We start from the raw sequence: 25,941 nt of genomic DNA, 5'->3' as shown, positions 1-25,941 counted from the left end.
CCGCGAGAACTTTTCTCGGCGGATGATGACTACGGCGGATTCCCGAAGGGTGAGGAGGACCTTAGGGCCTGACGCCTCGCCAAACGTAATTCCGGAATTGAAGAATTAAAGAAAAATTAGGCCTTTTCCTCCCGCTCTCTTGCGTACTCCTCGTAAACCTCCCAGAGCGAGACAAGCGCCGCCGGAATGCCGTGCTCCGTGGCAAACGTCATGTACGGTGCAAGGTCAACGATGTAATCGGCGAATCTGAAAAGGCCGCGCGGTATGCCCTCACGGGAGCCGACGAAGATTACAACCTCCTTCGCGTAGAACATGTCCTTGGCGAGCTCCCCCTTCACCTCGGCGAGCGTTGGCCCTTTGGGATCGGTGATGATGAGTAGCCTCTTGCCCCGTCTCTTATCGCGGACGACCTGGTAAAGATCCCAGATGCTCACTGGTATCTTTTCAACCTTCCAGGGATACGCCTCGCGCTGTATCTGGTACCTGCTCTCCTGACCGATTCTAACCCCCTTTATAAACTCCGCAAGCTCAAAGGCGTCCATCTTCTCCTTGGGGGCTATGATCAATTCTTTCACCTCGAAGGCCTGCGCGGCCCTTCCAATCTTCTCACCGAAGGAGCGGCATGCCTTGTAATCACCCCAATAGGGCATCTGAACGAGCGTAACCTTGCGGAAAAGTTTTCTCGCGTCTAATTTTTCGGGCTTGAACTTCCTGAACTCTTCCCCTGGAACCACGGAAATGTAAGCTTTGTCTCCGATTATTTCAACCTGAACAACTCTGTCCGGCCAGCTGAGGTTTACATCGGCATTCGTGAGCTCCCTTATTTTAGCGCCCAGCTCTCGGTTAACGTCCATGCTGGTGAACCCGTGCTTTCCACGCCTCTTCGTCTTCACGGCGAAGGTCTCGTTTTCACTTATCAAAGGGGCGAGTTTTTCGGCGCTCTCCACTATCTTCTCAAGCTCGGCTGGAACCTCAACGATGACCGGGATCAGCCTCTCGACCTCCGGTATCTCCAGTATCTTCTCAGCGGCATTTCCTTCGTCTGTCTCGACGATGACCAGACCGTAATAGCCCATCGGCGATGCCCAAACACTGGCATCCGGGAGGGAGTCCTTGATGTAGTTGGCGGCGACACTCTCCATTCCCCGCTGGGTCTTGACTATGAACTTCATAACCGCACCTCCTGGAGAAGAAGCGATCGGGTGCTTAAAAGTCTGCCGAGTAGCCGAACGGTGGGAGAATAGAATTGGGAGGCATCAAGCCTCCGGCTCGGCGAGAACCTTGATCTTCCTGATCTCGGCCCTCTTGATCGGGTATATCTTGCGCGCCTCCTTGGCGATCTCGGCGCCCATCTTGCCGCTGACGGCCTCAAGGATGAAGTCCTTGTAGTTGAGCTCCTCGGCCTTCTTGTAGATAATCTCCTTGATGATCTCCCTTATGGCCCTCTCCTGGCTGGTCTGGATGCGCCTGTAGGCGATGACCATGCCCATGACGCGGAGCTTGTAGCCGTCCTTGGTGGTGATATTGAATATGCCGTCAACCCTGGTGGTCCTCCTCCTAACGAGGCTCCTTATGTAGCTCCTCGCGAGGGTGTGGCCCTTGAACTTGGTGTAGGCGTTCTGCCCCTTGACGTCGTAGATCTGGAAGTAGAGCTTGACCTGGCCCTTGGTGAAGTCGCCGGTGAGATCCTTGAGGGTGGTCTCTATAACACGACCGATGACCTTCTCTGGCTCGTCGGCAGGGGTGAGGCCGATCTCCTTGCTTCCGAAGAAGTCCGGAGCGTAAACTATGTACCACTCTTTCATCTTCCACTTATCCTTGGTAGCAGCAGCCCTCTTCCTTGGGTTACCCTTTGCCATCTCAACACCTCCAGTTCACACCTTTTCGGTAACATCTTCGGCGATTTTGATTGAAAACACCAAATCGTCCAGCGCTTTGATGAGTGTCTCAATCTCACCCGAGTATTTAACCTTTGTTATGACGTCCCCATCTTCCCATCGGGTTAGCACATTTAAACTTTTCTTTAGGCTCTCAGGAAGGCCCACGTTGTCCACTTCCAGTGCCTCGGCTATAGCCTCCGCCCTTCCAGGATCGCCGTAGTGCCAGACTATCTCTACCCTGGCCTCAATCTTCACTGCCCTTTCCCTCCCCGACCTGCCTCCCAAGCGCCTCGTTGAAGAGCCTTATGAACTCGTCCAGCTTGTTCTTCGGGAAGCGGATTCCAGCGGCTATTGCGTGTCCCCCGCCCTCACCGCCGAGCTTTTCAGCCACCTCTCTGAGCGCCTCTCCCAGGTGGTAGCCCTTGGCCAATGCCTTCTCAGTGGTTCTGGCTGAGCCTTTTACCAGGTTCTCATCCTCATCGCTGTCCGCTATAACAACCACGGGCTTCTCCGGGTCGGCGAGGCCGGCGTTTATGGCTATGTTGGCTGCTATGCCCACGAGCGTGTCCCTTATGTTCCTGCCGGCGTAGAAGACGTAGGCATGCTCTCCCTCGTCGGCCATGCTCCAGTTCTGGATGAGGAACTTTCTTGCCTCGATTTGCTCCCGCTTGTAGTCCTCCAGCATCTTTCTTGCCTTTCGGTAAGCATCCTCGTCGCCGAGGCATATGGCAACGCCCAGGGTTCCGGCGTTTAAGCGACCGGTGGCGTTGAGGAGCGTCGCAAACTCCCTCGCCTCGTGCCGTGGATCACCCTCCGGGTAGAGAGAGCTTATCACCACATCGCCGATAAGCCTGTCTATGGCCTCTTTGGGGGCACCGTGCTTGATGAGGTGTATAACCAGTGCATCGTGGAGCTTCCTTTTCTCTTCTTCCCTCAACTGCCAGTACTTCATGTCCGGGTCAAAGCCCCTGGCACGGAGCCACTCTATTGCCTTCCTCTCGTCTCCAGTTATCTCCGGAATCTCAGGGTGGGTAGCGTAAGCGAGCATCTGATATAGCGGCCGGCTCTCCCTTCCAAAGAGGCGGAGCTCCTTCCTAACCTCCAGGATATCCAGCTTTTTTCCGTCTTCGAGTATGTCGTTGTTGAGCCCATGGAAGGTTCCGTCTATCTCCTGCATGTCACCAACGGCGCCGACGATGGCAACGTATGCCATGTCCATGTTCCTCTCGTTCATCTCCCTGGCGACGAAGTAGGCGACGCCAGAACCACTCAAATCGCGGACGCTGTTGGCGCCGAACGGAACGGGATTCACCAGCACGTGAGAATCCGTTGAGAACTCGTCCTTCTCTGGAGGGTGATGGTCGGCAACGACGACGGTTGCCCCTTCGAGGTGCTTCTCGATCAGGCTCATTGAGCCGCTCCCAAGGTCGCTAAAGACATATATCCTATGCTTCTCCAAGGCGAGCTCCTGAATAAGCTCTTCACTGAGCTGCTTGACTATGCTGAGCTGGAAGCTCCCACCTTCCCGCGCAACGGCTTTCGCTAAAATCGCCCCCGCGGTGATCCCATCGGCATCGCGGTGGGAGATTATCCTGATAGTGTGTCCTAGCTCGATGTGCATCTTGATTAGCTCTGCCCCCTCGCGGGCCTTCTCCAAGAAAGCGCCCCTGTCCATTTTACCACCTTATAAGAAGGAAAGGGGATCAGCGGACCAGGAGCTTGGCCTGCTCCGGATCGTAGCGCCACTTGGCGGGCAACTTGCCGGTTCTCCGGTAGTACTTGACAAGGCGCCTGATCTTGCTCTCGGTGAGCTGGAGACCGCGCCTTGAGTGCTTGTCCTTGGGGTGCATCTCCAGGTGCTTTCTGAGCTTAACCGCCTTCCTGATGAGAGCCATGAGGTCCTCCGGGATGTTCGGAGCGAGGCCGTTCTCCTCAAGGATCTTGGTTATTTTCTTGCCGGTGATGAGCTTGACGCTCGGGATGCCGTACTGGTCCCTGAGGATGGTTCCTATCATTGCCGCGCTGTAGCCTTCCTTCCTGAGCTTGATAACGAGTCCCTCAACCTCCTCCGCCGTGTACTCAACCCAGGTCGGCGGAGCGGTCCTCGGTGGCCTCTTAGAACCAGACTTACCTCTCTTTCTCGCGTGTATCCTTGCCATATCATACACCTCCCGGTGACGGCTAGCTCCCGCCAGCCGCCCCTTCGCATCGGCGTAGAAGAAGGAGTTTAAAAAGTTTGTCGTTAGTGGCAGTTGACGGCTCCTCCTTCCGTCCCGGTCCAGCTGCAGCTATCAACGAGCTTTCCATCCGCGTCATACAAATATGCAGTATCACCTCGGTTGTTCCACACCGGTGCCCCTCTTCCCCAGTACAGGTCGGAATCCGTGTCATTTCCAGAGCCAGTATGCACCCTTACACTCGCCCCCGGTGCTAGGGTTATGGAGGGAAACGAGTATACATGATTGGCTTCATCCTTTAGCTTCCACCCCTCTAAGTTTACAGCCTCACAGCCCATATTTTCGATGACGACGTATTCGTCGTTCAAATTATTCCGATCATCTCCTTCAGCATCGTACTTAACGTAGCTTATGACTACATTATCGCACTTCACATCGGGAGGAGAGTTGGTGATTCCATAGAGAACTCTAACCACAAGCAAAACTAAGATGAGAGCTGCCGCTATCATGAGTAAGTATTCTAGGGAGGACTGGCCCTTTCTCATCGGGTACCCCCACCATGTTTTATACAGAAAAGGTAAATAAAAGTTTCGCCATCTGGATGTGAGGACTTGGCTTCAGGGAAATGAGAGAGAAACGACCGCGGGTACGTTGAAGCGGCGACTAATAGCCTCTATCCCCTTTTCAAAGGGTCAAAGAAGGAACTTTTTGAGGTTCCTAAGGCGCATACTCACGAGAGTTCCTGAAGGGAGTCTTTGATGGTGAAGGAGACAGTGATTTTTCAAAGAAATAGGGAAATTGGGAGTGAGTGCATCAAATTACGATTCGGACTATGGGCAACAAAGTTAAATTCTACAAAGCGGTTGAGTTCTTGTCAAGCAGAAACAATTTCCTGCCAGCCGCCCTTTGCGTTGGAAATTGAGGAAAAGTTTAAAAGGTTTGCCCGCGATATTTACAATACAAAAGAGTTTTAAATAAACGAGTTAAGATAGTTACATGCGAACCTTGAGAGACCTCTCGCCCTCCGAAGTGGAGAGAATACAGGAACGCGCCCGTCAACTCCGTGAATCAGGAATGAGCTACCGAAGGATTACAAGAGAATTGGCTGAGGAGTTCAAGGTTTCCATCTCCAAGGCAACGGTTCTTAGGTGGTGCAGAGGAACACACAACACGTTTAACAAAACCAAGCGCGTTAATCTGGAACCCTCCCCAGAGCTGGCCTACATAGTCGGAGCCTATCTCGGAGATGCCTCCGTTAGTGAAAGGAATTATCAGTATAGAATTCGTTTAAAGGTTGTTGACGAGGACTTCGCCGAGAGCTTTGGGAGGGCTCTTAAGGGCATTGGAGCAAATCCAAGAACTGGCTTTGAGTGCAATCGGGGCAGAGCCGACCGGTGGTGGGTGGAGGTCACCAACAAGGAGCTGTTCATGTTCCTGAAAGGGCCGAAAGAGAGGCTTTTTGAAGTTGCTAGGATGTATCCAAAGGAGTTCCTAAGAGGGTTCTTTGACAGTGAAGGAACTGTGGTATTCAATAAGAAATCAAGATCGGTTCAAATATCTGCTGCGAACTATGACTTAAATGTGCTAACACTTTGCAAAGAGCTACTTCACGGGCTTGAGATTGACTCCAGAATTTATCTTCACCGTAAAAAGGGCACTCCCGTAAACATCCGAGGTAGAATGTATCAGTACAAATATGATCTTTACAGAATAATGATTCAGCGAAGACAGAGTGTGTCTAACTTCTACAAAAATGTGGGATTTTCAATAGTAAGAAAACAACTTAAGCTAAAAGACGCCCTTGAAGCCATTGGTGTGTTCAAAAAAGAACATCAACGTACAAATGTATCCAAATAGCGGGGGGAGGATTTGAACCTCCGACCTCCGGGTTATGAGCCCGGCGGGCACTCCTAGCTGCCCCACCCCGCTGCTCGACCCGTTAGTTAGTGAACCGCGGGGGGTTTATAAATTTTGCGGGAGTAAAGGGAACGATGGGATTGCAGGGAATAAAAGAGTAAAAGGGTTGCCGTGCCCCTCATCCCATGGGCGTTATGTGGACGACGATTTTTGAATCCTCCGTCTTGAACTCAAACCTGCGCGGAACGCCGCTGGAGTCGACAAAGACATGCCAGATCTTACCCGATTTTGTGGTGAACTCGTACTCAAAGAGCTTCTCCTTGAGACCCAGTCCCATCAGTATTCTATCGGACAGGGAAACTGAGCTCCTAACCTTCCTGAGGCCGCGGGAGTTGAGGAGCGCATCCCTAAAGGCCAGTGTGGGAAGGCTTCCCCGTATCATGTCTACTGCCGTGTCGCTGTCTACTCCGTAATACCTCTCCCAGAGCTCCTTAACGTCCATAATGGTTCCATTCGCAAGAGTTACGGTTCCCGAAACTTCCCCTGTGCGGAGGTTGACGGTTATGTGGCCGCGCATGGCCAGCGAACCGTTGATGTAATATTCCTCAGACTCAGTAACAATCCCATGCACCATGTCAACAGCGCCCGTGGTCACGACTTTGCCGTGGTACTCGAAGTCCTTCTTGAGGACGTTCGAACCCCCGTTGTTGACAACGTAGACCCTGTACTGGTCGAACTCAATCTCGCGTACGAACTGGTACTTATTCATGCTCCCCATTGCAGAGGCAAGTGCCTTCTGTGAGGGCGGTTGCGAAAAGGCATAAGCCGCTCCCAGCATTCCCCCAAGGAGAACCAACACAAACAACGGGACGAGATACCTCCTCATTCACACCACCTCCTCAGTAGGAACCCAGATCCCCTACGAATTCGTAGTGCCACTTCATGGTCAGCTTGGAGCTTGGACCGCCGTCGGCGTCGCTGAGATACGGATAGTAAAAGTTGCAGGTGAAACTGCCCTGGTGGTAAGTCCAACTCCTGTAAAAGCCGGCGCTGTTACTGAGGCGAACATAGGCGTAGTCCAGAGAGTAGAGTCCTACGAAGGGAAACGATATCTGCGAGTGTCCGGAGCCGGAGTACCAGGAGGTCGAGTACGATATCACTTTACCCTGCATCTTGAAGGTTTGTGTGAACGGCCATATGCCCACATTCTTGGTGGCGTAGAATGTTGGTCCGCTGTCCGACAGCACGACGTCGTAGGTGTCGGCCCCGTAGACCATCGCCGGAGTCGCTAGTACACTACAGAAAACCAAAAACAAAACAGTTGCTAGTTTTTTAACACTGAGTCCCATCATGGGCACCTCCCGATAGTTGGGCATTACTTATTGTCCTTAAGATACTATAAAAATTTCTGAGTAACTTTGATATCATTTTGACTTTTGAGAGTGGAAGAAGGGCTTATAAGCAACAAAACGTCGAATCCAATAGGTGGTGACATGTATCTAACGAAGGAGGAGGAGCTCATACTCGCCGGAGAGTACGGCTATGCACTCCAGAAGGCCATGGAGATACTGGTTGCGCTCGGGGACATCTACGGTGCAGAGGGGCTTATCCCAATCAAAAGCGCCCAAATCGCGGGTGTTTCCTACAAGAACATTGGCGATGCCGGAATGGAGTTCCTTAGGGACTTTGTCGAGGCAGGAGCGAAGGTCAGTGTTTACACCACCCTGAACCCGGCAGGAATAGGCGACGACGAGTTCATGGAGAAGCAGGCAGAAGTCCTTGAGCTTTACCGCAGGATGGGAATCGAGACAACCTCAACTTGCACGCCCTACTATGGCGCGAACCTTCCAAAGTTCGGCGACCACCTGGCTTGGAGCGAGAGTTCCGCGGTAAGCTTTGCAAACTCCATACTTGGGGCAAGGACAAATCGCGAAGGCGGTCCTTCCAGCCTGGCGGCAGCAATAGTGGGCAAAACACCGAATTACGGCCTCCACCTGGACGAGAACAGGAAGGCAACGATTGTCGTTGATGTTAGGGCAGGGGTGGAGAGCTTTGTCGACTACGCGGCTTTGGGCTACCACCTTGGAAAAACCCTCGGCAACGATGTTCCGTATTTTAGGGGTATAAGCCCTGAGAGAACGGAATACCTCAAGGGAATGGGTGCAGCGATGGCCGCAACTGGGAGTATAGCGCTCTACCACGTCGAGGGCGAGACACCCGAGTACCGGGAGGCGGTGGTGGACAAACTTGAGACCATAACCGTTGAAGATTCCGAGGTAAAGGCCGTTAAGGAGGCTTTCTCCGACGACTGGGGCGAAATAGACATGATACTCATCGGCTGTCCACATGCATCCCTTCCAGAAGTTAAAGAGATTGCTGAACTTCTCAGAATGCGCGGAAAACCTTTGAGAATACCCCTTTTCATAACGGCGAGCCGGGCAGTCAAAGCCCTGGCAGATTCTCTTGGATATACCGAGACAATAGAGCGCTACAACGGGAAAATCATAGCGGATTCTTGCTTTGTTGTCTCACCAATTAAGCGCTGGTACTCGGGCATAGCTACAAACAGTGGAAAGAGCGCCTTTTACTTCCGCTCCTTTGGATTCAGCGTAAGGCTCGACGATGTCGAAAACCTAATCATGGAGGCGCCATGAGGTGGTATCATGAGGCTAAAGGGGAGGAAGATAGTCGGGGGAAAGGCCGAGGGGGAGCTAGTAGTCTCCCACAAACCCCTATCGTTCCTCGGTGGCGTTGACCCGGAGACGGGAATAGTCACCGATGCCGAGAGTGACATCAGAGGGCAGAGCATCGCGGGTAAGATACTGGCATTTCCAAGAGGAAAGGGCTCAACCGTTGGTTCCTACGTTATCTATGCACTCAAGAAGAACGGCAAGGCTCCAAAGGCCATAATCGTTGGTGAAGCGGAGACCATAGTTGCGACGGGGGCCATAATAGCCGGAATCCCAATGGTAGACGGAATAGACGTCTCAAAGCTCAGGAGCGGAAAAAGGGCCAACGTTAATGCCGACAAGGGACTGGTCGAAATTGAGGAATAGTCTTTTTAAGCTCTCCGTCAATTCCTTTTCAGGGAGTCAAAATGCCAAAGGGAGTCTATGAGTGCATCAACTGCGGGCACAGGGAGGTAATGGATTCCACGGAGCCCCTTATCGAGAAAGGCTGCCCCAGGTGCGGCGGGGACATGGTTCTGGTGGAGTTCCAGACGGAACCGGAGGAACTGACGCTTTCTCTTCGTGGCGATATCCCCTTCCTACCGGAGGCCGTTGAGAGGAAGGTCAAGGAATTCTACGACGTGGAGCTTGATAGAATAGACGGAAGGGTTTTTGTGTTTAAGGTTCGCGAGATCCGGGAGGAGAACTTTGAGAGGGTTCTGAGTGAGCTGGAGGAGCTCGGCTACTGGGCGGCTCTCAAAGAGCGCAGTGGTAATGTTCTGCTGTTCGTATTCCCCGCCCAGGGGATAAAGGAGGACAATCGGTGGCTCCCGTGGATTTTCCTGATAGCCACAATATTCACGACGCTGTTTGCTGGCTACTATCTCTCGTCTCTCTACATTCAGCTGCTCGATTACTACAACCTCCCCGGAATAAGGAATCCCTACATTAACGCGGTAGCATTTTCCATAAGCGTAATGGCCATACTTGGAACCCACGAGCTGGGCCACAAGATTGCAGCCGCCTATCACGGCGTCAGGGCAACGATGCCCTACTTCATACCGTTCCCCAGCATGCTGGGAACCCTCGGGGCGGTCATAAGGGTCAAGTCACCCCTCCCCACTAGAAACGCCGCCATAGACCTCGGCGTCAGCGGCCCCATAGCCGGTTTTCTGGTCGCCATACCCGTGAGCATTATAGGACTGAAGCTCTCAGTGCCTGTGCCCCAGCATCTCCTTCCCCCCACAGAGGGAGGGATAGTCTTCGGTGAGAATCTCCTTTTCATGTTAATCGAGAAGTACGTGGTAACGTTCCCCGAGAACAGCGTCGTGTTCCTTCATCCGGTGGCAATAGCCGGCTGGGTTGGAATCCTTGTGACGTTCCTCAACCTCATCCCGGCGGCCCAGCTCGACGGGGGACATATAGCGCGCTCTTTCTTGGGAGAGAAGGCCCACAGATATTTAACAATGGTCGTCGGACTCGTCCTCATAGGAATGAGCTTCCTTTGGGTCGGATGGCTAATCTGGGGGATGCTGGTTCTTCTGATGGGCTCGGTTGGAAATCCCGGGGCGCTTGATGAGGTCTCCCCGGTATCCAGAAAGAGACTACTCCTGGTGGCTATCGCGGTGATAATCTTCATCATCTCAGCGACGCCACGTCCGCTCTGGGTCAGCGGCTGATCTTCTTCCCCTCCTTGAGTATCTGCTCGATGTCGTAGTATATGGAGTCCCTCGAAACGCCGAACATCCTCGCTATCTCTGATATGTTGAGAACCTTGGGGTTATAGTTGAAATCCCTGAGAACCTTGGCAAGAAGCTCACGCCGCTCCTTGATGGTATACTCATCAAAGGCTTTGACCTCAAGGGGTGCGTTGTAAACGGCAACCGCGACCGCATAGGTTCTCCTGGTAACGGGTGTTGTATAAGTTCCAATCTCAAAATCAATGACCTTGGCATCCTGGGGGAGGGCCCGGTTGAGCTTTTCCAGCGCTTTTTGAATCGCATCCTCCTTGTGCTTGCCGGGGGAGTAGTCGGCCAAGACACCCTTCCGCGCGTTACCATGGGGATCAAGTAGAAGGGTCACCGTCAGGTTCATAAAAGCTCCGAAAGTAAGGTGTATTTTTGAGGAATATATAACCCCTCCCCGATCAGATAGCAGGTTCCGCGATTTTATCACCACATCTTTCACACAATCTTCAATGTTAACAGACTCCGATTGTATTGCCACTAATTCCACACGACCACCCCTGGGCTTTCTGCAGTATTGGGGAGATTTGACTTAAATTTGAGGAGAAAGCTATATAAGCTTTTTTAGTGCATTAATGTATGAAGTAATCCTTCGGGGGTGAATAAGATGAAGAGGAAAGCCCAGGGTGCCATCGAGTACCTGTTTATGATTGCGGCCGCTTTGGTTATAATACTAATAGTTGTTAGGCAGCTTAGAGGCAAGGCAAACACGGCAAAAGACGTCGCAGAGCAGTCCGGAGAGGCAGCTTCGAGCAACTTGAGCCAAATGCAACAGGAAGCCAGTGGTTAAGCTGGTTTTTGATTTAACTCTTTTTGCTCCTTTTATGGAGGGAGTTTTGAAATGAAAAAATTTAGAGCTCAAGCATCAACAGAGTACATATTTGTAGTGGCAATGTCTCTTGTAATGCTCCTATTTATAATCAGGAAGTTTTTAGAACCTAATGTTGGGACTGTTAAAAGAGTCGGAGAAATATCTAACAGTACTCAAGAGAAAGTGGATTCTAATTTAACCTCAATGTTAAATGAAAGTGTCGAGTAACTCTTAAATGGTTTCAGATTACATTTATACCTTGGTGATTCCCATGCCGTTCCTCTCCTTCGGTTCAAAAAAGGATAAAATAAAAAAGCTCATAGAAGAGGAACGCTTCGACGAGATCGTATCGATGGCAGTAAAGGACAAAAAGGCTCTAAATGCACTTATAGAGCTCCTCGACGATAACGTGCCGGGTATCAGGGGAGATGCACTGCTGATTCTGGGGATGATCGTTGAGCAGAGGGCAGACGCCGTTGGGGCGCACTTAGACAAAATATTACCAAAGGCCGTTGAGCTGACAAAGAACAGAAATCCGTACGTAAAGGAGAACGCAATGGTGCTCTCGTACGAACTCACCCGTAGATTCCCGGACAGGATTATGAAACTGAAGGACACCATCGTTGAGGATCTCATAGAGGAGCTCAGAGAGGGGGACAAGAACACCAAGGGGTTTGCCCTAATGCTCTTGGGAGAGCTGGGGGCCAGCGAAGCGAAGGAATACGTTGAAGAGCTCGTCAACGTTGAAGACAAGGTCATACTCCCGTTCGAGGGCAAGAAGTGGGTGTCCCTGGGAGAGATAGCAAAGGAAACCCTCGAGAAACTTTCATGATTCGAAATCCTGTTGATCTATTTTTGCTTTCGTTATAGTTTTTGCAAAAGGTTAATAAGGAAAGTTTGGTATCAACTATCTCAGGTGATATCATGATCGGAGAACTGCTACTCTTGTTCTTCCTGTTCCTGGCCGTATTCTTAGTGGTCAAGGTCGGCTTCGCGATACTCAGATACCTCGTGGCAAACGCCATAATCGGCCTGATAATACTGTGGTTCACGAACTGGATTGGTATCTCGAACGTTCCTTTCACATTGCTTAATATCCTGGTGGTCGCCATTGGGGGCATACTGGGAGTGGTAGCCCTCATAATAATCTCCTGGTTCTAAGCCATCTCCTAAACTTTTATAAATTCCTCACGTTTTCTTCGTCCGGGAGAGAATTCTCAGGGGAGTGATTGTCATGTCTCACAAGTCAGCTGAAATGTACGAACTCAAGAAGAAGGTTGATGAGCTGAAGAGCTATCGAGGTCGGGCAACCGAATTAGTCAGTCTGTATATCCCCGCCGGATACGACATAAACAAGGTCATGCAGCAGTTGCGAGAGGAGTACGGAACGGCCCAGAACATAAAATCCAAATCTACCCGAAAGAACGTCCTTGGAGCCTTGGAGAGGGCGATGCAACACCTCAAGCTCTACCGCAAGACGCCCGAGACGGGTTTGGCCCTCTTCGTTGGCAATGTCAGCGAGCAGGAGGGTGTAAGCGACATAAAGCTCTGGGCGATAGTCCCACCCGAGCCGCTGAAGGTCAGGCTCTATCGATGTGACCAGACCTTTATAACCGAACCCCTTGAGGAAATGCTCCGCGTTAAAGATGCCTACGGGCTGATAACAGTCGAGAAGAACGAAGCAACCATTGGATTACTTCGCGGGAAGAGGATAGACGTCATCGACGAGCTGACCTCAAACGTTCCCGGAAAGACCCGCGCCGGTGGTCAATCGGCGAGACGTTATGAGAGGATCCGCGAGCAGGAGACCCATGAGTTCATGAAGCGCATCGGTGAACACGCAAACAAGGCCTTCCTTCCTCTCCTTGAGAAGGGAGAACTGAGGGGCATCATAATAGGCGGTCCCGGACCGACAAAGGAGGAGTTCGTTGAAGGCGATTACCTCCACCACGAGCTCAGAAAGAAGATAATAGGTGTTGTGGACATCAGCTACCACGGCGAGTACGGCCTTAGAGAGCTCGTCGAGAAGGCCAGTGACATACTCAAGGACCACGAGGCAGTCAAGGAGAGGCACCTCATACAGGACTTCTTCAGGCACCTTGTCAAGGACACCGGAATGATAACCTACGGTGAAAAGGAGGTCAGGAAAGCCCTTGAGCTTGGAGCGGTGGAGACTCTGCTAATCAGCGAGGGCTACGACAAGGTTCGCGTTAGGGCAAAGTGCAACAACTGCGGCTGGAGCGAAGAAAAAACCATGAGCGAGCAGGAGTTCCACATTTACAAAAAGAAGCTCACCCACTGTCCCAAGTGCGGCAGCCAGAACATAAGCTTTGAGAAGTGGGACGTCGCGGAAGAGTTCATAAAAATGGCGGAGGAGAGTGGCTCCGAAGTCGAGATAATCTCCCTCGACACAGACGAGGGCCAGCAGTTCTATAAGGCCTTCGGTGGCCTTGGGGCCTTCCTCAGGTACAAGATTCAGTGAGTTATTTGTACGCATCTTCCCTTTTCTTCAGCCTGTGGATCAGTACCAGGCGTTTTTCCCAGTTTACGGAGTAGATAATTCTATATTCCCCGATTCTAACCCGGTATATGTCCAAATCCCTAGAGCCTTTTATTTTGACGATGTCGAACCTGTCTTTTGGAACTGCCTCATAGCGAAGGGCATCCTTCAGTTCCATGAACTTTCTCCGATTGGCCTTTGGAAGTGACTTAACAGCTTTGACTACCTCCCGTTTTATTTTAACTTCAAACGTCATGAATCATCCTCCAGAAGATCATCGAGGTCATCTGCGTCTATCCATTCATCCTCATGGAGTTCCCTGGCTTCCATTTCTATTTCCTCAACTTCCTCCGTTGAGAGTTCATTTTTGACTACCGGAACCAGCATGGCCTCAAGGCGCTGGATTTCAACTTTTAGGCGCTCAAGCTCTTCCATAACGTACTTTATGTTCGCCTCACTTACTCTCTCCATAGTCTCACCATTTAGCGGTTCTTCTTCTAACTATTTCTACTTTTCGTCCTCAAACTCAGCCCAGCACCTCGGCGAGCAGTTTTCTTATCCCCTCTTTTACGTTCTCCCCATCCATCAGATACGGAGGCCTTAGGACAGGCCTTATTGAGAATCCCCTGAGGGACATGGCGAGCTTTATTGCCGAGCCAAAGGAGGAGGCAAGGTCGTAGACCCTCGACAGCTTTGCCAGGCTTCTCGCATGCTTGAGGGCTTCTTCGAACCTCTTTTCTTGAAAAGCCTTATAGAGGGCAAGATGAACCTCTGGCGCGAAGTTGGCGCATGCCATTATACCTCCGTCACCGCCGAGGACGAGTGTGTTCAGAAAGTGCTGGTCGAGGCCGGTGAAGACCTTGAAGTCATTTCTCTCCCCTTTGACATCAAAGATAACGTCTCTGATGTGGTTTATGCTGTCGATTGTCTCCTTTACACCTGCGATGTTTGAGTACTCCAGGGCAAGGCGCTTGATGAGGGAAACACTGAGGGCATTGGCACAGGAGGGGATGTTGTAGAGTATAATAGGAATATCAGTTCTCTCGGCGACCATCGAGTAGTGCCTAAATAGGGCCTCGTCGTTCAGGGGGCAGTAGTAAGGGGGCGCTATGACGGCGTAGTCAGCCCCTATATCCTGGGCGTGCTTCGTAAGCTCAACGACCTCAGAGGTGTTGGAGGATGCGGTACCGACAAGATAGAAGGATGCGTTAACGAGCTCCCTGCCCTTCTCGGCCAGAAACTTTCTCTCCTCGACGCTGAGACTCGTGAACTCTCCGGTTGTAGCGTTGATGAATATCCCGTGGACGCCGACCGTCTGGAGAAACTCGATGTGCTCCTCGAGGGCCGGAACATCAATGGAGTAATCCTCATTGAAAGGCGTTACAAGGGGCACTATAACACCGCGCATGGAACCACCGGGAGGTGTTGGAGAAAGGGGTATTTTAGGGTTCCGGGAAAAGGTTTTAAGTACCGGTACCGATACCTGGTATCGGGGGCGATACAAAATAAAATTAGAAACGCCGAATCACATCTTCTCCGGCGCCTCTATGCCGAGCAGTTCAAGAGCATTGCTGAGAACCTGTTTCACCGCTAGGACCAACAGCAGCCTCTCCTCCACTATGCCTTCTTCCGCCTTGAGCACCGGGTGGTCCATGTAGAACTTGTTGAAGAGCGAGGCGAGCTCGTTGGCATACCACGGGATGAGGTGGGGCTTGACGTCCCTGCCGGCCTGCTCCACGATCTCCGGGAACTTTGCGAGGAGCTTTATCAGTTCTTTCTCCCTGTTGGTAAGCTTCGAGAAGTCAGCCTTCTCCATGAGAACCTTCCAGTCAGTCTCTATGCCCCTCTCCTCGGCCTTCCTCAGGATCGAGGCACAGCGTGCATGGGCGTACTGGACGTAGGGAGCGCTCTCGCCCTCGAAGTTGAGGACGTCCTCCCACCTGAAGGTGATTACCTTGTCCGGGCTGTACTTGACCAGGTTGAAGCGAACGGCCCCAACTCCGACGGCCTCCGCGATGTTATCCTTCTCCTCGTCGCTCAGGCTTGGGTTCTTCTCCTCCACAAGCTCCTTGGCCCTCTGAACAGCCTCGTTGAGAACCTCATCAACCGTGAAGCCGACCCAGGTTCCCTTCCTGCCCGAGAACTTGCCCTCTGGCCTGACTACGTGCTCGTAAGCCAGGTGATGGAAGTTCTTCGCACTCTCCTCAAAGCCGAGGAGTTGAAGGGCGTACTTTATGGCCATCTGCGGGTGCTTCTGCTCGGCACCGATGACGTTGATGACTATATCTGCGTTTCCAAACCTCCCAGCCATTTCCTCCCCATCCGGAGCAGTCGTCCAGGTCTCGTGGTTCTTTGTTTTATCCCAGGGCTTGTAGAGCATGTCGGCACTGACCTTTCCGAACTTCCAGAGATGGTAGGCGATGTCCTTGCCGGTATAAGTGGCGGTCCCGTCGCTTCTCTTAAGGACTAGGAAGGGGTTCTTCATGTCCGGGAAGAGCCTCCTCAAATCCATCACAAAGGCACCCTTGTACTTGCCTTCAGTAGCCCAGAAGAAGTTCTCGTTGGCCTCGATGAGTTTGTAGGCCTCATCGAAGATTCCGCTCCTTATTATGTCGCTCTCCCAGCTGAGGAGGTCGTAGGCTATGCCCATGCGGTAGGTTGTCAGCATCTGAGCCCTGACAACCCTCTCCGCAAGCTTTCTGCCGATTTCTGCTATCTCGTTGTCTCCCTCTTCGAGTTTCTTCATCAGCTCGCGGACTTCCTTCTCAGTCTCAGGATTCTCCTCTATGCGCTTGTTCACCTCGACGTAGAGCAGTCCCATTACGTGGTCTATGAAGTCCTCCTTCAGGCCCTTTTCCCGAAGCTCTGATTCAAGCCTCTCAAACTCGTCCTTCAGATGGAGGTAGCCCCAGAGAACCTGGGCAAACTGGACGCCGAGGTCATCTATGTAGTTCTGAACCTCGACGGTGTAGCCGAGCTTTCTCATTATCCGGGCCATAGTATCGCCAAGGACGGCGTTCCTCGCGTGTCCCATATGAAACGGCTTAGTTGGGTTCACCGAGGTGTGCTCTACGATGACCTTCTTCCCGGCACCGATCTTACTCTCTCCGTAGGCGTTCCCGTTTTCAAATATCCCGCGGACGAGGGCTTTGCCGAAGACATCGTAGTCGAGATAGAAGTTTATGTAGCCGTTGACGGCCTTGACCTCCAAAATTTCCTCCGGAAGTTTCTCCCTGAGCTTTCCAACTATCTCCTCAGCTATCAGCTTCGGCGCCCTCCTGAAAACCCTCGCCAGCTGGAAAGCTACCGCGGTTCCAAAATCGCCGAGTTCTATGCTCGGGGTATCGTCGAAGGTTATCTCACCGTCCCACTCCTTTCCTGCCTCATTCAGCATTTCCTTCAGAGTTTCCTGGAGGATGAGCCTGATCTTCTCCTTAACCTGAGTGTATCCCATTCCCACCACCGCAACCACTTATACCCAACCTTTAAAAAGTTCTCCGAGGGATTTACTTTGGGGATGGGTATGAAGCATCACGTCGGGGAACACAAGGCCAAGAAGGGCCTGATAAGGATAGAGTTCGACGAGAGAGACGGAAAAGCAGAACACGTGAAGATCACCGGGGACTTCTTCATGCATCCAGAAGAGGCAGTCCAGGAGCTTGAAAGGAAACTTGAGGGACACAAACTCGAAGAACTGGAGCAGATTATAGACGAGTTCTTCGCGGTGAGGATGGACATAGAGATGCCCTATGTTAACGTTGAAGACTTCAAGATTGCCCTCAAGAACGCCCTCAGGGAGTGAGGTGGGGGTATGCTCGGGCTCAAGGTGGAGGTTCCCAGAAGGATCCTCGGCTACCTGCTCATCGTATTTCTTGCAGCTTCATTCGCCGGATATCTCTTCGCCATTGGAAATCCCGATGCCGCGATGGAGGCAGTTAAAAGGCTTGCCGAGCAGATAGGCCCGATACCTGACTCCAGTTTTAAGAACTTCGTTAAGATATTCACCAACAACTCGATGGTGGCACTCTTCATGCTCCTCTCGGGCCTCTTCTTCGGCTTGGGGCCGTGGGTGATAATGACCTTCAACGGGTTCATGGTCGGCCTTGTAGTCAGGGCAGTTCAGGAGAGCGGAGAGCTTTCATTCCCTCAGATAATCCTGGGTCTGGTGCCCCATGGAATCATTGAAATACCAGCAATAGCGCTCGCGGGGGTTTCGGGCATCATCTGGTACCGGGAGATAGTAGGGGGAGAAGGAGAAACCGGGGAGAGGTTCAGGAGGGGAGCGGAAAAGGCTCTGAAGCTCTTTGCACTTTCAGTGCTGCTTCTCCTTGTGGCTGCCCTCATTGAGGCCTACGTAACCCCGCGCGTTTCCGGGGTCTGAGGCCTCTTCCACCTTCATCGTCATGAACGTTCCGAACTCCTCGTAGGTCTCTATCTCGCGTAGAATTACGTCCATGGGGTTCTCAAGACCGCTCACAACGCTCCGGATGTAGGCGCGGTAGCTCCCGTTCATCTCCATCATGCGCTCCGCCATTCTGGCAACCTTCACAGGGTCGGTCGAGTGGAACTTCAGGCCCTTCTCCACGAGCCACTTTGTAATGGCCAGCAACTTTCCGGGATAGGTGGAGATCGTAGGGGTTCCGAGGGCTATGGCCTCTCTGTTCATCGTTCCCCCTGCGCCTATCATAAGCTTGGCATAGTAGAGAAGGCTGAGACTGTCAACGGGCCTTTCAGGCATTATCACATTCTCAAAGTACTCAAAGCGTTTCCTCTGCTCTTCCGTACGGGGGAAGAGAACTATGGGGACCTCAGGAAGGAGCGGGATGACGTCCTCAAGCACGCTCTTTGGCGGCCCGTTGAAGTAGTTGGCCTTTATGGGCTCGGTGCGCATGACTATGTACTCCCCGTGTTTCAAGCCCATCTCCTTTAAAACCCTCCTGTCCGGAATGAAGCCGTAGAGATGCGCCAGCTCCGAAAAGCCCTTAACCGGCCGCATGCCGTTTGGATCGGCGCCGCACCTGAGGAGTTCGTAGGCGTCTATAGCTGTCGGGTAGAGAAGGAGCGTGGTGTATGGGAGTATCAGCTTGTTCTGGGCAACGGCCGTCTCGTTGTCAACGAAGCCTATCGATGGTATCTGGAGGCCAAAGGCAACCCTCGGTGCCTCGGCGGAGTGCTTGTAAATCGCCAAGTCTGGCTTCTCCTCGATTATGAGCTTGGACAGCTTGTACATCCTCTCGGTGCTCGCCAGGAGCTTACCCTCGAGGGTTGCACCGCCGTGCTTTCCGACCACGTAGTAATCAAATCCAAACATGTCGAGGATTCCAGTGAGACCGTCAAACTCGCGGGTTGTGACCAGAACCTCATGTCCGGCCTTCTCAAGCTCTTTTATTACACCTTTGAAAAAGTGAACGTGAGGGGCGTTCGTGATGTCAATCCATACCTTCATTTTACCACCCACTTACTGGACAACTCTGTTCAATATAAGGCTTTCCCAAAAACGATTGTGAAGCGCCCTTTTCAAAGTTTTGCCACACCGTGTTAATACCAGCAAACGTTTAAAACGCTTTCTTTCGCTGAAACTGGAGAAGTCATGCGATATCCGGGGAGAAGAAAAACTGTGGGTGGACAAAAGGGGCCTAAAACCGAAGGGGTTTATGAAATCCGGCCGAAAATCGTTTTTTGGAAAAGGCTTTTATTCGAGGATGGAGTTAGGGTAGTGGGTGGAAGACATGCTGGAAAGGATAGGGGATAAAAGCGCAGAGATAGCTGTGATAGGTCTTGGTTACATAGGCCTTCCGACGGCAATAATGTTCGCCAACGTGGGTTTTAGGGTCACAGGGTATGAGATACGGAGAAACGTCGTCGAGAGCATAAACTCTGGAAAGGCCCACATAGTAGAGCCCGAAATAGACGATCTCCTCAAAAAGGCCATCGAAAACGGTACCCTGCGGGCAACCTCCGACCCAAATGATATCAAGGAAAAAGATGTCTACATAATCTGTGTTCAGACACCCCTCAAGGAGGACAAGACCCCCAACCTAGAATTTCTGCAGAGTGCCGTTGAAACCGTCGCAAAGGTTATGAAAAAAGGTTCGCTGGTCATAATCGAGAGCACCGTTCCGCCGCTCACGACAGTTAAGATGGCGAAGCTCATAGAGGAACTTACTGGATTCCGGGCGGGGAAGGACTTCTACATGGTTCACGCACCGGAGAGGGTGATGCCGGGCAGGATATTCAAGGAGCTGGTTTACAACTCCCGTATTTTTGGTGGAATAACCCCGGAGAGTGCCGATCTGGCCGAGAAGTTGTACCGTTCCTTCGTCAGAGGACAGACCTTTAAGACCAGCTCAACCGTCAGCGAGGTTGTCAAGCTCATGGAGAACACCTTCCGCGACGTCAACATCGCCCTTGCCAATGAGTTCGCGCTCCTCGCACACCAGTACGGGATAGACGTTTTTGAGGCCATAGATCTCGCCAATACTCATCCGAGGGTCAAGATTCACGTTCCAGGCATCGGTGTCGGCGGCCACTGCCTTCCAAAGGACCCCCATCTTCTCGTATGGCCTGCCGAGAGGGATTTTGGACTGATAAGACTGGCTAGGGAGATAAACGACTCGATGCCCCTGCTCACTAGGGAACTCCTGTTCAACGCCCTTGTAGAGGTCAACATTCCTCCAAACGACGCCGTCGTAGCGGTTCTCGGCCTCGCGTACAAGGGGAACAGCGATGACACGAGAAACTCCCCCGCGTTTGCGTTCATCGATGTCATAAAGGATGATGTGGCGGAGGTCAGGACCTACGACCCGTTTGTCGGCGGAACTCATCAAAACCTGGAGGAGGCCCTCAATGGGGCGGATGCTGTCGTCATAGCAACCGACCACACCGCCTTTAAGTCCCTCGACTGGGAGGAGCTCGGTAAGCTCATGAGAACGAGGATACTCGTGGATGGAAGGCACGTTGTTGAAAAACCGCCCCGCGGGTTTGTCTTCAGGGGAGTTGGGAGGGGAGAGTATTGAAGCCAGCCTTCATCTTCGGAACGAGGCCGGAGATAATAAAGCTGGTGCCGGTCATAAGGGCGTTTGAGAGGAGAGGCGTTAATCCCTTCCTCATCCACACGGGACAGCACTACGACTACGAGATGAGCAGGGTCTTTTTGGAGGAGCTCGAACTCGATGGAATCGACTACCACCTGGAGGTTGGCTCTGGCACCCAGGCGGAGCAAACGGGAACGGCGATGATAAAGATCGAGAGGGTCCTGATGAATGAAAGACCGGACGTAACGCTTGTGCAAGGCGATACCAACACTGTTTTAGCCGGCGCTATATCGAGCGTCAAGCTGAAGATACCCGTCGCCCACGTCGAGGCTGGACTGAGGAGCCTCGACAGAACCATGCCAGAGGAGATAAACAGAATCCTGGCCGACCATGCAAGTGAAGTTCTCTTCGCCCCGACGGAGGAGGCGAGGAAGAACCTTGAGAGGGAAGGGATAACCGAGGGAGTCTATGTGGTTGGTAACACGGTAGTTGATGCTGTTCTTCAGAACTCGGAGATGGCGGAGAAGAAGAGCGACGTCCTCGAAAGGTTTGGCCTCAAACCGAAGGAATACATCCTGATAACCGCCCACAGGGCCGAGAACACGGACAGCAGAGGAAACCTAAGGAAGCTCGTCGAGATACTCGAAGCTCTTCCGATGAGGACCATCTACCCTATGCATCCCCGCACAAGGAACCGGTTGAAGGAGTTCGGCCTCTGGAAAAGGATAAGCTCGATCGAGAACCTGACAATCACCAAGCCCCTCGGCTACCTCGACTTCCTCAGGCTGGAGAAGAACGCTTTCGTGATAATGACAGACTCAGGGGGAATACAGGAGGAGAGCATAATCCTCAACGTGCCCTGCTTAACACTACGCTACAACACCGAAAGGCCGGAAACTGTAAAGGCGGGCGGAAACGTCCTCGTTGGCCTGGAGAAGGAGCGGGCTTTGGGGTACCTCCGGAGGCTTATGGACGACAAGGAGTTCTACAAGAGAATGGCGGAGGCACCGAATCCTTTCGGCGACGGAAAGGCCGGAGAGAGGATAGCAAAAATACTGCTGGAGCTTCACGAAAAGGGAGAGCTGAAGGTCAGAAGCTCAAGGTTCATCTGAGGGCCTGAGGGTTCGGGCCCATTCTTGGAATTCCTCTCCCACCTCACCGGCCAAGATATCCCAGCAGCCCTTATCGCTTAATTTGCCGCGCCTTACCTCAAGGACATTCCAGTAAACCACCTTCAGAGAATAGGGGCTTCCATCCAGCTCAGCCCGGGCTCGGGCGGTGCGGAAAAGGTCTGTGGCAAAGTATTTCAGGTCATCTGTTTTTCTTGAATCGCCGGAGTATTTCTCCTCCACCGACAGATAACTCCCAACGTCGCCATTAGAGTTCATGTAAACGAGTATGCTCGCGTAGCAGTTTTCGTAGTAGACCCTGTTTTCGTGGCCGTAAAACGGAACGAAAATGATAACAACCGAGTTATTTATCCTTGAGGGTAAACCCTCACCCGGAAAGACTATGAGGGGCCTCACATGGGCAAACTTAGGGGAGAGATTTTCCGATTTTAGAACCTCCGTTATAGCGCCCTTTAGAGAGTTTTCAAATTCTTCATGGTAATCTAGTTCTGGATAAACACCGGAAATCAGCTCAAGCTCAGGGGGCATGTCCACGACCACCTTTCCCGGGACGGTAACGTTGGCGGGATGATTGAACTCACCCCTTGAGTCCCAGGACACTTCAGTTGAGAGGGAGAAGTAAAAGACGAAAGCATAGACCACAACGATAAGGAGTGCGAGGCTAATCCCCTGGCGATTCATCCGGCCCCACCATGTGAGAGGCTCTCAATACGGTCGACGGTAGCTTTTACCGCCTCTCTCAAGAGGTGATTTTGATAGCCCCTGAGACCGATAATTCCCCTGGAGTCATCAGAGAGGTGGAGAATGATGTAAGCCTGAAACTGGGGTCTGTCGGTTCCCTCAAAGGTCATCAGGGCTTTTTCCTTATCAGTAGCGTTCCTGTACTTGAGGTAGTGGCTTGGATCGCCGGCGCTTGAATATATGGCAACGACCCTTACCTGTCCCCTCGCAAGTATCGGAGAATAGCTGACGTTGAACCACTCCACCCAGACCGCCAGAAACTGACCGTCGCACTCAACGGGAGCGGAGAGCGTCAGAACCCTGTGTCCCCTAGCCCTCAGTTCAGAGGCAACTAAGTTTCCAAAGGGAGAATCCGGATACACGCAGAAGCCCTCGTTGAAGAGAGTGTTGGCACTTTGAGAAATCCCCGTCATTGCCACTGAGTCAACCCTGGACGTCGCCAGCTGAAAATTACCAAGATAGAAGACAAGAGCGAGGATTGAAAGTGATAACAGGAGGGTACTGGCTCTTTTCACATTGAGCACCTCAGTCGCTTTCAAGGAACTGATTGAGCTGGGAAGCGATCTCTCTGGCTATCATTTCGTAGGGGCTTTCTTCCCTCAGCTTCCCAACCTTTGCCCTGAGGTTCCACCAGTAGGCGACGGCGCAGGTCTGGTTGGCAATCCTAAGCTCGTTCATTCTTACAATACTCGCATGACAAAACCTCTGAGCTGTCTTGTCTATCTCGCTCTCTGACCAAACTGTGCCGTTGTTGATGACATCAACGGCAGACTTTGCGTCACCGGCGTAGGAGTAGTAGAGCACCCCCGAGACGGAGCGCTCTGTGGATATTAGATAATCTTCTCTTCCAACCGTTGGGATGTAAACGAGGACAACCCTGCCCTTAAGGTCATGTCTGGTAATGTTCAGATCAATCACTGCCGTCAGGCCGTGCATTTCAGAGACGTTAACCAAAGCTTTCTCTATGTAATCCCGGTATGGCTCCGGGGCCCAGACGGCAATGTAAACCACGTTCGGATTCTGGGGAGCGCTCTTCCAGCCGTAGTTTTTATCAACTATCGTCGCACCCCCATGCTGGACAGCCCCAGAGTATTCCGAGAGAACATAGGACTCGCTTGCCGTGGCAACACCGAGAACGGAAAGTACAATGAGTATCACGACCCCAAGAACAACGAGGATGCGTCTCATCCTACCCACCGGAATATCGTTCTCATTATTACTTTAAAAAGTTATCTCATCAAACTTCAGTCCCTATGTAAATCCCGTGTCTCGTCCTGACGATCTTAACCTTCACCCTGTCGCCGACTTTTGCGTCTGTGTTTATGACCTCTATGAGTCTGTTCCTGGCTTTGGCCAGCATCTCACCCTTTATTCTCCCCGGGAGAACGATCTCTGCCCTGACGATTTCCCCGGGACGAAAGGCTAGGGGAATGAACTCACGCCTTTCCATTCCAAAGTGCTTTGGCTTCAGGACGAGCGGTCTTATGCCGGTCTTCTCCTCGAGTTTTCTGAGCCATGCGTAGAAGTCCTTGAAGGGAACAAGCTTTGCTATCGTCGGGTTCCTGCCGAACTTGTACGGGATGTAGTTCTGGAAGCCGAGAGCCGGCCAGCGCTTCCCGGCGCCGATTTTCCTTGCAAACTCGATGAACGCCTCTGCCTCGTCGTCGTTTATGCCGAATATTATGACGGGGGCTATGAGGACGTCTATTCCCGCATTGACCAGGGCTTCAGCCATGTCGAGAACGTGTTGAAGATCGTAGTTTTTCATTCCCATGAGCATCTTGGCCTTTTCAGGGTCGAGGGAGTGAATGGAGAGGTTGACCCTATCGAGGCCTGCTTCGGCGAGTTCCTCAACGAGCCTATCGTTCAGAAGCGTTCCGTTGCTCTGCATCGAGATTACAGAGACGTTTGGATGCTCGTGGAGAGCCTGCACAAGCTCCACTCTGAAGGGGTAGATCAGTGGCTCCCCCTGCCCATCAAGGTGGGCTTCTAGGCCTTTTCCCTTTATCCTCGCAACATCATCGAACCACTTCATAAGGTAGTCTATGTCCACAACGTAGTCGAGCCTCCGCGTCCTTGAGTACGGCCCTTCATCAACGGAGCAAAAGACACAGCTGAGGTTGCAACCACTAACGCCACGGATCTGGATGAGGTTGGTTCCCCTGTCAATCAGACCAAAGGCGTTATAACCGAGAAGGGGAACATCCATGCCCTCATGGATGTACACCACCTTTCGTTTCGTGTATCTGTTTCTTAACAGTGCCCCCAGGTTGTTCTGGATGTAGAGGGCAATGTATTTCTCCACCTCAGGATAGTCCGTGTTCACCAAAAGGGCACCATTTCCTGCAGTTATCTCAGCCCTCACGCGATATTTTCGCTTGATTACCCTTACAAGCTCATCCTTATCAAAGTCAGCATAGAGTGTCTCGCGCCATACCAGTCTGATACTCTCACCAGTGTCTTCAAAATGAGTATGGGGGAGCCTTACCTCGATCATGTTTCCAGGTTTCGCAGAGATTTTAAAAATCCGCCGATGGATAAAAAATCCGTCCATCAACGTGGCATTATGCCCAATCCCGCCCAAAGATTTTTAAGGAGAGGCCTTTTGCCATCATGCGAACATGGAAACATTTTAATATTATTGAATTAAACAGTCTAGTGATGGACTAGTGTGGGTGATGGTGATGTGGGGAAAGATCGAGCATTACTTTGATGAGTATCCCGTGAGGAAGCAGATCGCCAAGACACTCCTAAAGTACGGCCTCAGGGTTTCCGATGACATGAAGATCAAAGCTGGAGACATAGAGGTTCCGTACACCAAGATCGCCAAGGCCTTGGATGTGGACAGACGCGTCGTCAAGGAGACCGTCGGTATGATACTCAAGATACCCGAGCTGAAGGAGATATACACAAACCTTGAGCCGACGGTTCACATGAAGTACGTTGGAAGGCACGTCGGCTACGGCGTCATAGAGATTGAGCCCGAACCCAGGGCGATAGGTATACTTGCCAAGATTGCCCAGAAGATAGCCGAAAGGGACATAAATATCATCCAAGTTGTTGCCGAAGATCCCGAACTCTATCCGGAGGCAACGCTCACGATAATCACCGAGAAGCCGATTCCCGGTGACCTCATCAACGAGCTCTCCAAGCTTGAGGGCGTCAAGAGGATATCCATCTACTGAGGGATTTCCTCATTTTTGATTGAAATTTTCATCACTTTTTCATAACCTTCTGTAAACAAATTTGGGAACTTCATGGCTCTTCTGAAGTCATGCGCCATGAGGAACCCTTTCTAACATCAGAGAACAAGTCTGATGCCCTTATTTTAACCAAACGTTTTAAACCTTTGTTCTTCGTAGGTAACGTTTATAAGCCATTGTTTAAAACCAAAAAT

32 protein-coding genes and 1 tRNA gene are annotated in these 25,941 nt (G+C 51.9%); 14 read left to right on the top strand and 19 right to left on the bottom strand.

Going from position 1 to position 25,941, the window contains the following annotated elements:
• Positions 1-116: 116 nt before the first annotated feature.
• The 6 genes from E3E25_RS04245 to E3E25_RS04220 form a co-directional block, all read right to left on the bottom strand.
• Complete coding sequence (locus E3E25_RS04245) at positions 117-1,172, bottom strand: SPOUT family RNA methylase (protein WP_167891947.1); 1,056 nt, start codon at positions 1,170-1,172, stop codon at positions 117-119.
• Between the two features lie 84 nt (positions 1,173-1,256).
• Complete coding sequence (locus E3E25_RS04240; RefSeq protein WP_167891946.1) at positions 1,257-1,859, bottom strand: 30S ribosomal protein S3ae; 603 nt, start codon at positions 1,857-1,859, stop codon at positions 1,257-1,259.
• A 15-nt stretch (positions 1,860-1,874) separates the two neighbouring features.
• Positions 1,875-2,135, bottom strand: coding sequence for a KEOPS complex subunit Pcc1 (locus E3E25_RS04235; protein WP_167891945.1), 261 nt, complete (start codon positions 2,133-2,135; stop codon positions 1,875-1,877).
• The gene (locus E3E25_RS04230) at positions 2,125-3,555 is read right to left on the bottom strand and encodes a DHHA1 domain-containing protein (protein ID WP_167891944.1); all 1,431 of its coding nucleotides are present in this window, start codon (positions 3,553-3,555) and stop codon (positions 2,125-2,127) included. The genes E3E25_RS04235 and E3E25_RS04230 overlap by 11 nt, the downstream gene beginning before the upstream one ends.
• 28 nt (positions 3,556-3,583) lie before the next feature.
• Complete coding sequence (locus tag E3E25_RS04225; RefSeq protein WP_088856275.1) at positions 3,584-4,039, bottom strand: 30S ribosomal protein S15; 456 nt, start codon at positions 4,037-4,039, stop codon at positions 3,584-3,586.
• Between the two features lie 83 nt (positions 4,040-4,122).
• Positions 4,123-4,602: a lamin tail domain-containing protein gene (locus E3E25_RS04220; protein WP_167892672.1), complete on the bottom strand. Its 480-nt coding sequence runs from the start codon at positions 4,600-4,602 to the stop codon at positions 4,123-4,125.
• A 451-nt stretch (positions 4,603-5,053) separates the two neighbouring features.
• Here E3E25_RS04220 and E3E25_RS04215 point away from each other — a divergent pair, with 451 nt between their 5' ends.
• On the top strand, positions 5,054-5,914 hold the full coding sequence (locus E3E25_RS04215) for an LAGLIDADG family homing endonuclease (RefSeq protein WP_167891943.1): 861 nt from the start codon (positions 5,054-5,056) through the stop codon (positions 5,912-5,914).
• Here the strand turns inward: E3E25_RS04215 and E3E25_RS04210 are convergent.
• The 3 genes from E3E25_RS04210 to E3E25_RS04200 all read right to left on the bottom strand — a co-directional run bounded on the left by E3E25_RS04210 (position 5,912) and on the right by E3E25_RS04200 (position 7,191).
• Positions 5,912-5,986, bottom strand: a tRNA-Met gene (locus tag E3E25_RS04210). The two genes, E3E25_RS04215 and E3E25_RS04210, sit on opposite strands and share 3 nt — an antisense overlap.
• Positions 5,987-6,092: 106 nt before the next feature.
• A complete protein-coding gene (locus E3E25_RS04205; RefSeq protein ID WP_167891942.1) occupies positions 6,093-6,800 on the bottom strand; it encodes a hypothetical protein in 708 nt (235 codons plus the stop codon).
• Positions 6,801-6,813: 13 nt separating this feature from the next.
• Positions 6,814-7,191 carry a hypothetical protein gene (locus E3E25_RS04200; RefSeq protein WP_167891941.1) on the bottom strand — a complete coding sequence of 126 codons (378 nt, stop codon included), beginning with the start codon at positions 7,189-7,191 and terminating at the stop codon, positions 6,814-6,816.
• Between the two features lie 216 nt (positions 7,192-7,407).
• On the opposite strand from E3E25_RS04200, the gene E3E25_RS04195 reads away from it, so the two are divergent.
• Genes E3E25_RS04195 through E3E25_RS04185 form a run of 3 tightly spaced genes read left to right on the top strand, consistent with a single transcriptional unit; the run spans position 7,408 to position 10,262 of the window.
• Positions 7,408-8,568: an aconitase X catalytic domain-containing protein gene (locus E3E25_RS04195; protein ID WP_167891940.1), complete on the top strand. Its 1,161-nt coding sequence runs from the start codon at positions 7,408-7,410 to the stop codon at positions 8,566-8,568.
• 9 nt (positions 8,569-8,577) lie between these two features.
• Positions 8,578-8,970 carry a DUF126 domain-containing protein gene (locus tag E3E25_RS04190; protein ID WP_167891939.1) on the top strand — a complete coding sequence of 131 codons (393 nt, stop codon included), beginning with the start codon at positions 8,578-8,580 and terminating at the stop codon, positions 8,968-8,970.
• A 41-nt stretch (positions 8,971-9,011) separates the two neighbouring features.
• Positions 9,012-10,262, top strand: a complete 1,251-nt coding sequence (locus E3E25_RS04185) for a site-2 protease family protein (RefSeq protein ID WP_167891938.1) — start codon at positions 9,012-9,014, stop codon at positions 10,260-10,262.
• Here E3E25_RS04185 and E3E25_RS04180 read toward each other — a convergent pair.
• Entirely contained in the window at positions 10,252-10,677 is a 426-nt protein-coding gene (locus E3E25_RS04180) for an HTH domain-containing protein (RefSeq protein WP_167891937.1), read from the bottom strand. The two genes, E3E25_RS04185 and E3E25_RS04180, sit on opposite strands and share 11 nt — an antisense overlap.
• 258 nt (positions 10,678-10,935) lie before the next feature.
• Here E3E25_RS04180 and E3E25_RS04175 point away from each other — a divergent pair, with 258 nt between their 5' ends.
• From E3E25_RS04175 to prf1, 5 genes are all read left to right on the top strand, one after another.
• A complete protein-coding gene (locus tag E3E25_RS04175) occupies positions 10,936-11,118 on the top strand; it encodes a class III signal peptide-containing protein (protein WP_167891936.1) in 183 nt (60 codons plus the stop codon).
• A gap of 51 nt (positions 11,119-11,169) precedes the next feature.
• Positions 11,170-11,367 (top strand): hypothetical protein, encoded by a 198-nt coding sequence (locus E3E25_RS04170; RefSeq protein ID WP_167891935.1) that lies wholly within the window; start codon positions 11,170-11,172, stop codon positions 11,365-11,367.
• A gap of 43 nt (positions 11,368-11,410) precedes the next feature.
• Complete coding sequence (locus tag E3E25_RS04165; protein ID WP_167892671.1) at positions 11,411-11,971, top strand: HEAT repeat domain-containing protein; 561 nt, start codon at positions 11,411-11,413, stop codon at positions 11,969-11,971.
• A 92-nt stretch (positions 11,972-12,063) separates the two neighbouring features.
• Entirely contained in the window at positions 12,064-12,300 is a 237-nt protein-coding gene (locus E3E25_RS04160) for a pro-sigmaK processing inhibitor BofA family protein (RefSeq protein ID WP_167891934.1), read from the top strand.
• A 73-nt stretch (positions 12,301-12,373) separates the two neighbouring features.
• Positions 12,374-13,621, top strand: a complete 1,248-nt coding sequence (gene prf1, locus E3E25_RS04155; protein WP_167891933.1) for a peptide chain release factor aRF-1 — start codon at positions 12,374-12,376, stop codon at positions 13,619-13,621.
• A 1-nt stretch (position 13,622) separates the two neighbouring features.
• Here the strand turns inward: prf1 and E3E25_RS04150 are convergent, their stop codons facing one another.
• From E3E25_RS04150 to E3E25_RS04135, 4 genes are all read right to left on the bottom strand, one after another.
• Positions 13,623-13,895, bottom strand: a complete 273-nt coding sequence (locus E3E25_RS04150; protein WP_167891932.1) for a type II toxin-antitoxin system RelE/ParE family toxin — start codon at positions 13,893-13,895, stop codon at positions 13,623-13,625.
• Positions 13,892-14,110 carry a DUF5646 family protein gene (locus tag E3E25_RS04145; RefSeq protein WP_167891931.1) on the bottom strand — a complete coding sequence of 73 codons (219 nt, stop codon included), beginning with the start codon at positions 14,108-14,110 and terminating at the stop codon, positions 13,892-13,894. The genes E3E25_RS04150 and E3E25_RS04145 overlap by 4 nt, the downstream gene beginning before the upstream one ends.
• A 55-nt stretch (positions 14,111-14,165) precedes the next feature.
• Positions 14,166-15,047: a dihydrodipicolinate synthase family protein gene (locus E3E25_RS04140; protein ID WP_167891930.1), complete on the bottom strand. Its 882-nt coding sequence runs from the start codon at positions 15,045-15,047 to the stop codon at positions 14,166-14,168.
• 117 nt (positions 15,048-15,164) lie between these two features.
• Positions 15,165-17,093 (bottom strand): arginine--tRNA ligase, encoded by a 1,929-nt coding sequence (locus E3E25_RS04135; RefSeq protein WP_167892670.1) that lies wholly within the window; start codon positions 17,091-17,093, stop codon positions 15,165-15,167.
• A 69-nt stretch (positions 17,094-17,162) separates the two neighbouring features.
• On the opposite strand from E3E25_RS04135, the gene E3E25_RS04130 reads away from it, so the two are divergent.
• Both E3E25_RS04130 and E3E25_RS04125 read left to right on the top strand, forming a co-directional pair.
• Positions 17,163-17,441, top strand: coding sequence for a lipoate protein ligase C-terminal domain-containing protein (locus E3E25_RS04130; protein WP_167892669.1), 279 nt, complete (start codon positions 17,163-17,165; stop codon positions 17,439-17,441).
• 9 nt (positions 17,442-17,450) lie between these two features.
• Complete coding sequence (locus E3E25_RS04125; protein ID WP_167891929.1) at positions 17,451-18,020, top strand: stage II sporulation protein M; 570 nt, start codon at positions 17,451-17,453, stop codon at positions 18,018-18,020.
• On the opposite strand, the gene E3E25_RS04120 is transcribed toward E3E25_RS04125, so the two are convergent.
• Entirely contained in the window at positions 17,952-19,085 is a 1,134-nt protein-coding gene (locus tag E3E25_RS04120; RefSeq protein ID WP_167891928.1) for a DUF354 domain-containing protein, read from the bottom strand. The genes E3E25_RS04125 and E3E25_RS04120 overlap by 69 nt on opposite strands.
• A gap of 283 nt (positions 19,086-19,368) precedes the next feature.
• Here E3E25_RS04120 and E3E25_RS04115 point away from each other — a divergent pair, with 283 nt between their 5' ends.
• Positions 19,369-20,655: a UDP-N-acetyl-D-mannosamine dehydrogenase gene (locus E3E25_RS04115; RefSeq protein WP_167892668.1), complete on the top strand. Its 1,287-nt coding sequence runs from the start codon at positions 19,369-19,371 to the stop codon at positions 20,653-20,655.
• Complete coding sequence (gene wecB / locus E3E25_RS04110) at positions 20,652-21,785, top strand: non-hydrolyzing UDP-N-acetylglucosamine 2-epimerase (RefSeq protein ID WP_167891927.1); 1,134 nt, start codon at positions 20,652-20,654, stop codon at positions 21,783-21,785. The genes E3E25_RS04115 and wecB overlap by 4 nt, the downstream gene beginning before the upstream one ends.
• Here wecB and E3E25_RS04105 read toward each other — a convergent pair.
• The 4 genes from E3E25_RS04105 to E3E25_RS04090 are packed head-to-tail and all read right to left on the bottom strand — an operon-like array spanning position 21,771 to position 25,041.
• Positions 21,771-22,484 carry a hypothetical protein gene (locus E3E25_RS04105; RefSeq protein ID WP_167891926.1) on the bottom strand — a complete coding sequence of 238 codons (714 nt, stop codon included), beginning with the start codon at positions 22,482-22,484 and terminating at the stop codon, positions 21,771-21,773. The two genes, wecB and E3E25_RS04105, sit on opposite strands and share 15 nt — an antisense overlap.
• Positions 22,481-23,059: a hypothetical protein gene (locus E3E25_RS04100; RefSeq protein WP_167891925.1), complete on the bottom strand. Its 579-nt coding sequence runs from the start codon at positions 23,057-23,059 to the stop codon at positions 22,481-22,483. Before E3E25_RS04100 ends, E3E25_RS04105 begins: the two co-directional genes overlap by 4 nt.
• A 10-nt stretch (positions 23,060-23,069) precedes the next feature.
• Positions 23,070-23,732, bottom strand: a complete 663-nt coding sequence (locus tag E3E25_RS04095; protein WP_167892667.1) for a hypothetical protein — start codon at positions 23,730-23,732, stop codon at positions 23,070-23,072.
• 49 nt (positions 23,733-23,781) lie between these two features.
• Positions 23,782-25,041 carry a radical SAM protein gene (locus E3E25_RS04090; protein ID WP_167891924.1) on the bottom strand — a complete coding sequence of 420 codons (1,260 nt, stop codon included), beginning with the start codon at positions 25,039-25,041 and terminating at the stop codon, positions 23,782-23,784.
• A 187-nt stretch (positions 25,042-25,228) separates the two neighbouring features.
• Between E3E25_RS04090 and E3E25_RS04085 the strand changes: the two genes are divergently transcribed.
• The gene (locus tag E3E25_RS04085; protein WP_012571457.1) at positions 25,229-25,729 is read left to right on the top strand and encodes a hypothetical protein; all 501 of its coding nucleotides are present in this window, start codon (positions 25,229-25,231) and stop codon (positions 25,727-25,729) included.
• Positions 25,730-25,941: the final 212 nt, after the last annotated feature.

Origin of the sequence: Thermococcus sp. MAR1 (assembly GCF_012027305.1) — an archaeon.
Classification (GTDB): Archaea; Methanobacteriota_B; Thermococci; order Thermococcales; family Thermococcaceae; genus Thermococcus.
This window is presented reverse-complemented; position numbering and strand designations above follow the sequence as displayed.